An 11,729-nucleotide genomic window follows, 5' to 3' on the forward strand; every position below is an offset into this window, starting at 1 on the left:
CGTGATTTTGCCGACACCGGATATCCGAGAGTCCCGTGTCTGCATATTCATCTCACCGCGCACGAGAGTGGCCGGTCTCGGAAATTCCCGGCCGCAGCATATACAAAGGACACCCCCACGGAAGCGACGCGGATGAACACCAGGTACGGCCTCGTCACCAACTCGTTAATCAGCGCGACTTGCCCGACCACGCCCCACACACCCGAGGATCGGCAGGGGACCCGCGGCGCGGGGCATCGGGACCCGGGAGATCTCCGCCCCGGCGTGTCACCGCGCCGCCGGGAGCCTTCTCGCGAAACGATAGCGGCAGCCGGTGCGACATACCTATTCACTGAAAGATGTTGGGCAAGAATGAAACCGACCAGTCGTGACTGAATTATTCGGACCGTACCGGGTGCCGGAGGGCGCCGCACAATCCAGGTCCCCCGAAGAGGTGACCCGATCCGAGACGGGATCGTTCCCGGGCGCGGCGATGTCCGCGCAACTGGCCGCCGCGCTGGAATGCGCACCGACCCCGGTGGGGCTGTGGGAGTTCGGCTCGGGCCGCCTCCGGTACCTCAACCCGGCCGCCGCCGCCCTGCTCGGGTTCGAGGACGGCAGCGAGGTGCCCGGGCGCACGGTCGCCGACGTCCGCACCGACACCGCGATGGCGCAGGCATCGGAGGTCTTCGCTGCCCTGACCGACCGGGGCCGGTGGTGTGGGCGAACCGAGCTGCGGCACCTGCGCACCGGGGCACCGATTCCGACGGTCCTGTCCGTCTTCGTCACCGAACGCGACGAGAACGGACGCCCGCTGCTGATCGGGGCGATCGCCCGGGAGCCGTCCACCGCGGGCGTGCGGGAACACCCGTTGCTCGCCGCGTTGGCGGCGGCCGACCAGCGGTGCCGGGAACAACACGCGCTCGCCGAGCTGAGCCGACTCGCGGTCACCGCCGACCTCGACACACTCCCGACCGCCGCCACCGGGACGGTCACCGCGCTGCTGGGGACGCGGTGCGCGGCGGTAGCCCGGGTGCCGGGCGCCAGCGGGGCGGTGCTGCCGGTGCTCGGCTACCACGGACCCGGGCCGCGCCCGAGCACCGTCGCCGCCGGCCGCGGCTCGCTGACCGGGTACGCGGCCACCGAGACGGCGGTGGTGTGCTGCCCGGACCGCGCCGACGAACGCCGGTTCGCCACCGCGGACATGGCCGCGCACGGGCTGGGAAGCGGCATCGGCGTGCCGATCGGGCACGATCCGATCTGGGGGGTGCTGACCGCCCATTTCGCCGGACCACGGGTCACCCGAGAGCACGAGGTGGCCCTCGTGCGTGCGGTGGCCGCGGTGCTGTCCACCGCGATCGGCCGGATCGAGGTGGAGGAGCGGTTGCGGCATCAGAGCCTGCACGACCCACTCACCGGGTTACCGAACCGCACCCTGGCGCTGGAGCGGATCACCGCCGCCCTCGACCAGGCGGCACACACAGGCATTCGGGTCGCGGTGTTGGTGATCGACCTGGACAACTTCCGGCACCTCAACGCCCGGCTGGGGCACGCCGGCGGCGACGCCGCCCTGGTCCGACTCGCCGACCGTCTGCGGTCCCTGGTTCGGCCCACCGACATCGTGGCGCGCCTCGGCGGCGACGAATTCCTGATCCTGTGCCCGGCCGTCACCGGTCCCGCTGATGCGACCGCGATCGCCGACCGAATCGCCACCGTCGACCCGCACCCGGGGGCTGCACCCATCACGGCGAGTGTCGGTATCGCCGTCACCGGCGTCGCCGTCACCGGCGCCGCGGTCTCCCCGCACGAGCTGATCCATCACGCCGACCGGGCGATGTACCGGGCCAAGGCCACCGGGCCCGGCCGATACGCACTACACCATCCCGATCCCGCAGACCCAGGCCGCTGAGCCCTCACACACGACGCGACGTACAGCGACTTGATCGGCACGAAGGGTGTCCGAACTCGGAGGCAGCCGCACCGCTCGCGCCTCTTCATTCGCGGTAATTCCGGGTGCTCCTGTCCGAGGCTCAACGAGCCCGCCAAGGAATGCATCCATCTCCCGGCTTTCTGACGCTCGGAACACCGGCAACGGCGGGAACGCCCCGGGTAGCTACGTCTCACCGTGATGTCGTGCCTGTTGAACGTGTGACATCGGGCGGGTCCACCGCGACACCCGCCCTGGGGTGCGCCCCCTCCTGATACTGGCGGCCACCGCGGAGGCCGTCGACCGCTGTCGCCAGAACTCCCCGCGCACCACATCCGCGAATGCTCCGACGTGCAGCGGCAGAACACGAATCATCGAGCACGAAAAAAGTCGAAAACTCATAGGGCAGGACCGAGCTCACTAATGACAAGGTTTCTTGAAACCTGAACCCCTACAGAATCTTTCGTCAGTCCTCCGGCTTCGCTCTCACCACGAAGTCGTAGGGCGCCATGGGGCCGAGGATGCGCATGGCGACCCGGTTGTCCCAGCGTTCGGCCAGGTCGCCGACCGTCTGCTCGAGTTCGTCTTGCCGGTCCACCTCGAGGAGGATCGCGATCTGGACGGCGTCCTCGTCGTGGGTGGGATCGCGTACGGTGACGGTGTCGGTCAGCGGCGACAACGCCTCGAGAGTGATACGGGTGTCCGCGTCCCGCTTCGCCTCGAGGGTGTGGCCGATGATCTCGCCCAACGCAATCCGTGCATCGTGGGTGAGCTCCTCGGGCCGGCCCCGGATCGACTCGAGCAGGGCGGACGCCTTCGGGTTCTCGTCGACGATTTCCTGAACGATGCTCTCCTCGACGTAACGGCCCTTGATCATGTATTGGGCGAAGCCCTCGAGTTCGTCGAGGGCGGAGGCGAACTCGTCGTGATGTTCGGCGAGCAGTTCGTTGACAACGGCGTCGCGGTCGGACACGACGGCACCGAAGCGCAGCGGCAGCACCGGGGCGACGTGCGAGGTGCCGTCGAGGATACGGGCGTGGGCCTGCAGGTCCGCGGGGGTGCCGAGCCGGTCGTCGGTGTCGATCTCGCTCACCAATGCCGCGATGTCGCCATGGGTGACGATCTCGATCGGGGCGTCGTGGATGCCGGTGGCGTCCTCTTCCGGTTGCACGTCCGCCGGCACGATTGCGTACACGTACATCACGGATGCCGCAGCACCCTCGCCGTTGTCGTCGTCGTGGTCGCCGGTGTCGTTGGCGGAGGTCATTTCCGCCTCCGCCGCGGTGCCGGTTCGCGTTCGCTCGCGGATCCGCTGAGCAGCTCACCGAGCGTCTCCCCCACGCCTTCGAGGACGCCTTTGGTCTTGGACTTCGTGCTGCCGCTGCCCTTGACGTCGGAGACGAGGTCGGACAGGCCCTTGGGTTCGCTGCCGATCTCCAGTCTGTTCGCCGCCTCCGCGAAGCGCAGGTAGGTGTCGACGCTGGCGACGACAATGCGGGCGTCGATGGTGAGCAGTTCGATGCCGACCAGCGAGATCCGCACGTAGGCGTCGATGACCAGGCCCTTGTCCAATATGGTGTCGATGACATCGGCCAGGCTGCTCGAGCTCGGACCGCCCGCTGTGGTCATGGCATCGCTCCTCGCTCCCCGCTCCCGCCCGCCCCCGGGGACTTTTCGTGTGCGGTCCGCTCGGCGCCCCGGCCGGGCTCGCCCCGCGCGGGCATACCCCGAAAACGGATGCCCGCGCGTGAACTACCGGACTACCCGCCACGGCCGCAGTTCAATCCGCCAAAACCGCTGGAATCCCGGGCGATTCGACCCGTGCGAAACGGTTCGACCCCACCCGAGACTGGTAGCCGTTGCCCGTGACTACACCGCCGGACGAGGTGTGGCGGTTGGAGGAAGTACCTCTTGAGGGTGTTTTCAGGGAGTGGGGCGGTCGACGCCGCCGCGCCAGCCGCCGGTTTCGGTGCCACGCTCTTCGATGAACTTCGGGAACGTCTCGAACTGCGTCCACTGGTCGTAGGCGATCCGGACCGATTGTGCTCATGCGACCTCGCGTACCCGCCTCTCGCCGATCCCACACGGAAGACGAACCGGTCGCGAGCACTCGGCGCCCTGGGTGCCCACTGGGTGTGGCGTGCCAACGGGCGGGTACCGGTAGGTGGCGGCGTGGTTACCGGGCGGTGGCCGCGCCCATTAGCGTGAACGTATGTCGGTGTCGGTGGTTCTCGCAGGTCGGTACGAGCTGCGAGGGGTCCTGGGCCGGGGCGGACTGGCCGACGTGTACGACGGGTGGGATCAACGCCTGGCCCGGGCTGTCGCGGTGAAGGTGCTGCGCCCGGAGATGGCCTCGGAACCGCAGACCCGGCGGCGTTTCGAATCCGAGGCGCGCCTCGCCGCGACGCTGAATCACCCAAACGTCGTCGCCGTCCACGACAGCGGCGACGACCACGGTGCCCCGTACATCGTGATGGAACGCCTGCCCGGGCGGACCCTGCTCGACGACCTCCTCGCCGGCCCGCTCCCCGCCCCGCGAGCCCGGACCATCCTCACCCAGACCCTCGACGCCCTGGGGGCCGCACACGCGGCGGGAATCCTGCACCGGGACATCAAACCGGGCAACATCCTGTTCGACGCCCACGGCACCGTGAAGGTCACCGACTTCGGCATCGCCAAGAGCGCCGACACCACCCACACCACCGCCGGGGAGGTCCTCGGCACCGTCGCCTACCTGAGCCCCGACCGCATCACAGGAAAACCTGCCTCGGTGACCGACGACCTCTACGCCGTCGGTGTCGTCGGCTACGAAGCCCTCGCCGGCCACCGCCCCTACACCGGGGACACAATCCTGTCGCTGGCCCACGCGATCGTCCACGGACACCACGAGCCGCTCACCGCGGTACGCCCCGACCTCGCCCCGACACTAACCACCGTGATCGAGCGCGCCCTCAGCTGCGACCCCCAGCAACGGTTCGCCACCGCCGACCAGATGCGCAACGACCTCGCGAACCCGCGCAGGATGTCGCCGCCGCCCCCGACCCGGGTGGTCACCCCTGTCCCGTCCGTTGCGGTTCCCCCGCGTCCTCCCGCACCGCCGCGTCGGTCACCGGGTGCCGGGGTGATCCTCGGCGCGGTCGCGGCGGTCCTGGTGACCATCGCACTGCTCGTCCTGGCCGTCGCGTCGCAGGACGAGGGCAGCACCACCGGGTCGACCTCGGTGCCCCCGCCGACCGCTCCCGCCCCGAGCAGCTACCTCACCCCGGCAGCGTCGCCGCCGGCCACCATGATCAGCTCCGAACCGACCGCCCCGGCACCCCAGATCGTCGCGCCGAACGGCACCGCACCGGGCGCAGGCGTGGACACCGGCGGCGGGAACGGCAACCAGGGCGGCGGCAACCAAGGCAACGGTCAGGGCGGTCCGGGCAACGGGAACCAGGGAAACGGCAATGGAGGCAACGGAAACAGCAACGGTGGCAACAGTGGTGGCGGCCGCGGCAACGGCGGCGGGAACTGAACCGACCGCCCACGGTGCTTCGCCCACCTCACGAGGAAGGGAAACGCCGCTTCCGGGAGCGTCAGAGATGGTCGATAAATCCTCATCGTCACCCACGAGGTGACGCCGGACCTGACCCTGGCCACCGAATGGCACCGACGCTCGGGATCCACACGCTCACAGGCGATCCCCTCACGGTCGTCGCGCTGACCTCTCACCGTCCGCTGCCATCAACCATCCCCCAAAGGTTCGGGCACACCACGCTGCCACCATCGAGGAGCAACGGTGGGGTCCTCGAATCTCGTCGATTTTCTACATCGGGCGGCAGACCACCCGGACCCGACGGACGCACTCGGTCGAGGTCACCAGTGGCCGAGATTGCCTTGCCAGAGTGCCACGATGATGTACAGCGCAACAGCCAGTGGGTAGTACAGATTGCTCATCGTCGATCACCTTCACGCGGGGCCTCTCGACATCGGCTTGCCCCACCCGGACCGGGTACCCGCGTCGATGCCGCAGTACGCCTGCCACGCCGGCCACCTCACGGGTCAATCCCGCCGCGGCGGGGCACGAGTTCGAACCACGCGCTCGCTCCCCCGCGCAGATGCGGCTCCGGGTAACACAGGGCGAGGCCTTGCGCATCGAACGCGGTGAACCACTCCTCCCAGGAGATGTGCTCGAGCTCGCCGGGGCGGACCGCGGCAAAGTCGATATGCAGGGCGGCTGCGGTGTCGGTGGTCGTCGCCGTTCGTGCCGGTACGCCGTGATGCGCCTGAATCCAACCGCGGATCTCGTCGTGATCGGTGGTGATGTGCCGGTGTGAGGTCATGTCGGATCGGTCCTGGTTGGGGGCAGTCGTACGGGATGTGGGCTCGGGTTACCCGCGACAGCGCGACCTGAACCCACCATGCGAGCCGCAAGCCGACCCCCAGATTTCCGCGTCAACAGGCACCAGGCACAGCGATCCGGCTACGATCCGCGGTGTGACGCTCGGCGGTCTCACGCTGTCCCTTCTCCGGTTCCCCGACCGGCTGCTGCGCGTGCCCCGACAGCTGGTCGAGGTGATCGCGCAATCCCATCTCGACGAGCAGGCACACACTCGGCTCGTCTACGAGCGGTTCCTCATCGCCGGCGACCGCGCCGCCGCCTACCTGCTGGCCGACGAGAACGCGGCCCGCCGCGCCGACGCCCTGACTCGACACATCGCCGCCGTCCACCTGCTGTCGCCCGCGAGCACCAGCGGATCCGACACCGGGGCCTGATCCTGCTCGACGAGCAACGGGACCGCTTCTACGCGCGTCGCCACCACCGGCCGAACGGAATCGATCCCTCCTGGGCCACCTCTCATTCCGTCGGCTTGTCCGCGGTGGAAATGGTTCGACGCTCTCGCCACAGAGGACCGGATAGCGGCCGTCGTCTATTCGGGATCGGTAGTCGCCGCACGGTGGCCTCCTCCCGTGCCCGAGAAGGTTCACCGCCGGCAGCGACGGGCGCCCTGGGGCCGCTCCGGGTTGGAGCGCGCGTGAGCTGGGCATGCTTTGTGTGGTGGCACATCAAATCACGGGGTGTCCCGACAGAGCCGCACAAGGCGACCGCCGACACGGAGGTAACGATGAGCAAACCACTGACCGGCCCGGGACGCGACGGCGACCCGCGGCGCATGGAACCCGGAGTCGATAACCGCCCTGTCGACGACCGCCCTGTCGACGACCGCCCCGTCGCCGTCGCCGTCGAGGAGCGGGTGGTGACCAAGCCGGCGCGCACCAGCGCGGCCGCGGCATTCGCGCTCGCATTCAGGGTGGCCGCGTTCGTGTGTGTGTTGATCGTGATCCTGTCCCCGGTCGGGCTGGTGCTGGGCATCATCGGGTTGATCCTCGGGGTGATCGGCCTGCGGGCGGCCCGCCGGGTGGGGATCACCGGCAAGGGTGTGGCGATCGCCGGCCTGGTATTGAGCGGGCTGGCGATCGTCATCTCGATTGCCTTCGCCGCCGGGGTGGTCACCGTCCTCAACAACGACAGCGCCGTCGATCGGATCGAACAGGAAGTGGACAAGATGCGCGACACAGTCCCCGACAACGTCGAGGTCCCGCAGCCCTGACACCGCCCACAGCATCGGGCGCATCAAAAACAGTCCACCGATGAGTGTGGGACTCATCTGCCCTCGATCCTCTTTTATTCGAACGCGCGTCGGCAGCGGTCGATCATGTCCTCGGCACGGCGCCGGAAATCGGTCACGTTCACGCCGTCGAGTAGTTCGCCGAGGACGTCGAGTTCGGTGAGCCACCAGCCCATCTCTTCGATGCCGTCCTGTCGGCTGGGGCAACAGTGACTGAACCGCAGAACCGACCGCGAGTGACCGTCACTGGTGATGTCCCACCGCAGCACGATCTCCCCGCAGGCGTACTCGAGCAGGTTGGGCGGCCGGGCACGGCACGCCATGCCCGTGCCGACGCATTCGGGATGCAGCCGGCGAAGGACCCGCCACACCTCGTCACAGTTGTGGTGCAGACGGCGCTCGAGATGCAGCCGGTAGCGCCCGTTCTCGGTGACGGTGACGATATCGGTCATCGGCGGACAACCTCCGGCGCCCCGACCTTCGGATCAAAGTTAATCTTTCGCCGCGACTACCCAGGTTTGCGCGCGCGTAACCGACTGCGCGGGCTGCGGGCCCACCCTGACACGCACGACCCGGGGTCCCACCCACGAATGGGCTAACTGGTCAGTTGCGCGGTGTCTGCTCGCGCCTGCTGGGCTGCCTGTCGTTCGAGCCCGTAGCAGCCCGAACGCGAACCCGTTCTCGCCCGGTGTGGTGCCGGTCCGGGCACCGAGCGTGCGGAGGGTCTCGGCGGCCACGACGCTGTCCTGGTGCTCGCTCAGCACCGTCTGAATCTTCTTGTATTCGGCGGCCTTCTTTGTGGTCTTCTTCTTACCGAGGACCGGCCTGGCGAGTTCGGCGGCGTAGCGGGCCCGCTTGGCGGCCTTCCGCGCCCGATGCAGCGCCGCGTCATCGGTGTCGGCGACCACGGCAATCAATCTCTTGTCCGCCTTGCGCCCGGCCTTGCGGGTCGCCTTGCGGATGGAACGGGAATCGGCGGGCGCGATGAACGGTGGGCCGGTGCGGCACTGCGCCAATACGGCCATCAGTGCCCGGTAGCGGCCGCTGTCGAGGACCGCCATCGCATGCTCGAGGTGACGGTGTTGCTCGGCGAGCAGATCACCGTCTTCCCCATCCCAAAACCGTAGGGTCGGCGCACTCTGTCAGCGCTCTACAGAGCGAAAAGTGCCGGGGTGCGGAGATGCCGCCGTGTGCGACGATCTTGATCGGGGTGTCGTGGATGCCGGTGGCGCCGTCTTCGGGTTCCACGTCCGCGGGCTGATGCCTGTGCGTTGATCCCGGCGGCCGGAGCAGCCTCGTTGTTGTCGTCGGGGGTGTCGGTGTGGTCTGTGGAGGTCACTTCCGCCTCCGGCGGCGTTCGGGTTCGCGTTCGCTTCCAGATCCGCTGAGCAGCTCACTGAGCGTTTCCCCGACGCCCTCGAGGACACCTTTGGTCTTGGACTTCGTGCTGCCGCTGCCCTTGATGTCGGAGACGACGTCGGTCAGGCCCTTGGGTTCGCTGCCGATCTCGAGCCGGTTCACCGCCTCCGCGAAACGCAGGTACGTGTCGACACTGGCCACGACGATGCGGGCGTCGATCGTCAACAGTTCGATCCCGACCAGCGAGACCCGCACGTACGCGTCGATGACCAGGCCCTTGTCCAGGATGGTGTCGATGACGTCGGCCAGGCTGCTCGAGCTCGGTCCGCCTGTGGTCATAGCTGCGCTCCTTGTTTCCGGCTCCCGGAGGTTTTCGGTTGGGCGCTGCGCTTGCGGGGTGGCTCGTCACTGCGCCTGCGAGGCGGTCGTTCCTCGGCTGCTCTGCCGTCTCGTTGCCCTCGTGCGAGTGCCGGTGCGGTCCACCCCCGACCGGACTACCCGTAACAGCTCATCTTCAACCGGTGAAAAACCGGAACTGACTGGGAAATTCGTACGTGTGGCGGATGGACGAACGGGCCGCCTGGTCGGTTCCCGGTGATCGTCAACCGGGTGCGAGCCGCGTTTAGGGGCTGGTGTCCGAGTTGAGCGGCACGGCACCGGTCGCCCTCGTCCTCCCCCTCGTTCTCGGGCTGTTGCTAAGCCCGCCGGGAGGTTGCGCCGTAGCGAAGTTCCGGGCACGAAACTAACGGGACAAAGGATTAGTGACCCCCTGAACATCGACGTCGCCCTGCTCCTGCTTCTACTCCTCGGAGCACTCGCCGCCGCCGCGGCTACGCAGACCATCGTCAGGCAGACCAGCAAACGAGCGCCTGCTGGTCGACGGCGATCGCGCCGCCGCCCTCCTCGACGACGAGGCGCTGCGCCCGCGCCCGAGGGAGCATTATTCGTCGGCAACGACGCATGCAGCAGGACGCCCTCGCCTTCACGCAACAGCGGGCCCGGTTCGGTCAAAAACGGCCCCCGTACCCGAACGGCATCCACCCGGCCGCGGATGACAGCCGAAGATCGGTGTCACCGGCGGTCCACCGCATCGCGCGGAAAAGCCGAGGCGATCCGGTTCCGGTATTCCTCGGTCCCTCGAAGGAGACAGCAGTCGGCTCGGGGCCGGTAACCGCGCCGTCGCTGGCGGGGCGGTTGCCACCACGGGCGGTGACCAGCACCCGAAACCGACCAACGGGGTCACCCGGGATCTGCGCACTCTACGGTGGCCCCAGCGTCGGTCGATGTAACGGCACACGACGGAGGCCGATGATCGACATATGGACGAGAGACGACGCCCGGACCCGGACACCGCGCTGGGTTACCTCGAGCGGTTACCCGCTCTCGTGTTGCTCGAGCGGTTGCCGGTGCCCGTCCTCGCGGTGCAACACGACGGTGTCGTCGTGTACTCGAACCGGGCGTTCGAGCGGATGCTCGACTATCCACCGAACGAGGTCGATAGCCAGTTGATCGGTGATCTGATGCAGACGGCGTCCCCGGGCCCGTCGGCCGTGGCCGAGCTACGGGAGAGCGCCGGGAAACTCGTCGCGTTGACGCATCGAGACGGCTCGACCGTTCGCGCATTCGTCAGCGAGTCGGTGCTCGAGCGTCACGACGACCCCGTCACGCTCGTCTGCTTCCACGACGTCACCGAATTGCTGTGGGATGGTGCTCCCGCAAAGGATTTCGGTTGACGTTCCACACCAGCCACTCGGTCATCCCAACGGTCCGGGACTCGGAGCCCGTCTCAGCCGAGAGCAGTTCCTGATCCAGTGGTCGAATAGCGACGGTGGTGTCACGTCGGTGCAGTGTTCGGCGCTGAATCCGGTTTCCGCGGATCGACCCGGGGGTACTTGCGATGTATGGGTGCACGAGCGAGAACGGGCGGCCGGACACCCTCGCACCGAGGCGGCACAGTCGGCCACGGCACGACCACCGGCGGCGACAACCCGACCACCACAACCAAGCCGAAGGCCCGAGCATCCACGGCGGCGAAAAGGTTCGCGGCGACCGCCACAACCGAGGCGGGGCGGCTGCCGCGCAGGCGTCCGGCCGCCGCGACATCGACCAGAGCCACCTCGCGGCGCAGCAGCCCACGGACGGCGGAGCCGACGCCACGACCGAAGCGAACGGACACCGCCGCCGCGTCGGCCTCGGGCACACCCCGTCGGCGGCGCGCCGACGGCGAGGAGTCCTCCGGGCGTGCGCCGGCGCGGGCCACCACCGCGAAGCCGGCGGCCCGCACACATCCCCGAGGTGAGGGGCCGCGCACGTCCGCGCACCCGCGGTCCACCGCACCGACTCGCACAAGCCGACCGGACTCGTCAGCGAAGGACACCGACCGCGGCGGGTCCGCCGACACCACCCCGGGCCTGGTGTCGCGGTCGGTCGAGGCCGCCATCGAATGGCTCAAAACCCACCTTCACCGGCTGCTGGAGGCGGCGCGAGACCGCGGCGCCATGCTGACGGACAAAATCCAACAAAAGATCCAGGAGTGGATCAAAACCCTCGTCGACGAGGTCGCGCACGGCGGGGTGGGCATGCAAGCCGGACTCGAGGGCGTTCGGGCCGCCCTGACGGGCAAGAATCCGGTGTGGGCGGCGATCAAAGGACTGGCCTCCGGATTGAGCACCAAGGCCAAGATCGCCCTGCTCCTCCTCCTGACCCTCGGACTCCTCCTCGGGCCGGTACTGCTCGTGGTCCTGCTGCTGGCCCTGCTTGTCATGGCGATCGTCGCGGCGGTGCGGGCCGCCGCAGGCTGACCTGATCGACGGGCGGGCAGTACCGATTTCGTGAGCAGGCGGCACACGACG

Annotated in this window: 12 protein-coding genes and 1 pseudogene; 6 read left to right on the top strand and 7 right to left on the bottom strand. The window is 68.5% G+C overall.

Annotation, left to right across the window (positions count from 1 at the left end; translation table 11 throughout):
- Positions 1–367: 367 nt before the first annotated feature.
- Entirely contained in the window at positions 368–1,888 is a 1,521-nt protein-coding gene (locus tag RHA1_RS03325) for a diguanylate cyclase domain-containing protein (protein ID WP_011593942.1), read from the top strand.
- 484 nt (positions 1,889–2,372) lie between these two features.
- Here the strand turns inward: RHA1_RS03325 and RHA1_RS03330 are convergent, their stop codons facing one another.
- Together RHA1_RS03330 and gvpJ (RHA1_RS03335) are read right to left on the bottom strand one after the other, a co-directional pair.
- Positions 2,373–3,173 (bottom strand): GvpL/GvpF family gas vesicle protein, encoded by an 801-nt coding sequence (locus tag RHA1_RS03330; RefSeq protein ID WP_011593943.1) that lies wholly within the window; start codon positions 3,171–3,173, stop codon positions 2,373–2,375.
- The gene (gene gvpJ / locus RHA1_RS03335) at positions 3,170–3,535 is read right to left on the bottom strand and encodes a gas vesicle protein GvpJ (protein ID WP_009473316.1); all 366 of its coding nucleotides are present in this window, start codon (positions 3,533–3,535) and stop codon (positions 3,170–3,172) included. Before gvpJ (RHA1_RS03335) ends, RHA1_RS03330 begins: the two co-directional genes overlap by 4 nt.
- A 583-nt stretch (positions 3,536–4,118) precedes the next feature.
- Between gvpJ (RHA1_RS03335) and RHA1_RS03340 the strand changes: the two genes are divergently transcribed.
- Positions 4,119–5,423, top strand: a complete 1,305-nt coding sequence (locus RHA1_RS03340) for a serine/threonine-protein kinase (protein ID WP_011593944.1) — start codon at positions 4,119–4,121, stop codon at positions 5,421–5,423.
- A gap of 520 nt (positions 5,424–5,943) precedes the next feature.
- Here the strand turns inward: RHA1_RS03340 and RHA1_RS03345 are convergent.
- Positions 5,944–6,231: a hypothetical protein gene (locus RHA1_RS03345; protein ID WP_009473318.1), complete on the bottom strand. Its 288-nt coding sequence runs from the start codon at positions 6,229–6,231 to the stop codon at positions 5,944–5,946.
- 154 nt (positions 6,232–6,385) lie between these two features.
- On the opposite strand from RHA1_RS03345, the gene RHA1_RS03350 reads away from it, so the two are divergent.
- Complete coding sequence (locus tag RHA1_RS03350) at positions 6,386–6,664, top strand: hypothetical protein (RefSeq protein ID WP_378593452.1); 279 nt, start codon at positions 6,386–6,388, stop codon at positions 6,662–6,664.
- 350 nt (positions 6,665–7,014) lie between these two features.
- Positions 7,015–7,500, top strand: a complete 486-nt coding sequence (locus RHA1_RS03355; protein ID WP_041812304.1) for a DUF4190 domain-containing protein — start codon at positions 7,015–7,017, stop codon at positions 7,498–7,500.
- Positions 7,501–7,574: 74 nt separating this feature from the next.
- Here RHA1_RS03355 and RHA1_RS03360 read toward each other — a convergent pair whose 3' ends face one another.
- From RHA1_RS03360 to gvpJ (RHA1_RS03370), 3 genes and pseudogenes are all read right to left on the bottom strand, one after another.
- Complete coding sequence (locus RHA1_RS03360; protein WP_009473321.1) at positions 7,575–7,970, bottom strand: SRPBCC family protein; 396 nt, start codon at positions 7,968–7,970, stop codon at positions 7,575–7,577.
- 143 nt (positions 7,971–8,113) lie between these two features.
- A pseudogene (locus tag RHA1_RS03365) lies at positions 8,114–8,624 on the bottom strand (CHAD domain-containing protein); the annotation flags it as partial.
- Positions 8,625–8,853: 229 nt separating this feature from the next.
- Positions 8,854–9,216, bottom strand: a complete 363-nt coding sequence (gvpJ, locus tag RHA1_RS03370) for a gas vesicle protein GvpJ (protein ID WP_009473324.1) — start codon at positions 9,214–9,216, stop codon at positions 8,854–8,856.
- A gap of 980 nt (positions 9,217–10,196) precedes the next feature.
- Between gvpJ (RHA1_RS03370) and RHA1_RS03375 the strand changes: the two genes are divergently transcribed.
- Positions 10,197–10,610 carry a PAS domain-containing protein gene (locus RHA1_RS03375; protein ID WP_011593948.1) on the top strand — a complete coding sequence of 138 codons (414 nt, stop codon included), beginning with the start codon at positions 10,197–10,199 and terminating at the stop codon, positions 10,608–10,610.
- A gap of 101 nt (positions 10,611–10,711) precedes the next feature.
- Here the strand turns inward: RHA1_RS03375 and RHA1_RS50330 are convergent, their stop codons facing one another.
- Entirely contained in the window at positions 10,712–11,317 is a 606-nt protein-coding gene (locus tag RHA1_RS50330; RefSeq protein ID WP_167540921.1) for a hypothetical protein, read from the bottom strand.
- Between RHA1_RS50330 and RHA1_RS03385 the strand changes: the two genes are divergently transcribed.
- Positions 11,292–11,678 carry a hypothetical protein gene (locus RHA1_RS03385; RefSeq protein WP_016884872.1) on the top strand — a complete coding sequence of 129 codons (387 nt, stop codon included), beginning with the start codon at positions 11,292–11,294 and terminating at the stop codon, positions 11,676–11,678. The genes RHA1_RS50330 and RHA1_RS03385 overlap by 26 nt on opposite strands.
- Positions 11,679–11,729 lie beyond the last annotated feature (51 nt).

Origin of the sequence: Rhodococcus jostii RHA1 (genome assembly GCF_000014565.1) — a bacterium.
GTDB classification, from domain to species: Bacteria; Actinomycetota; Actinomycetes; order Mycobacteriales; family Mycobacteriaceae; genus Rhodococcus_F; species Rhodococcus_F jostii_A.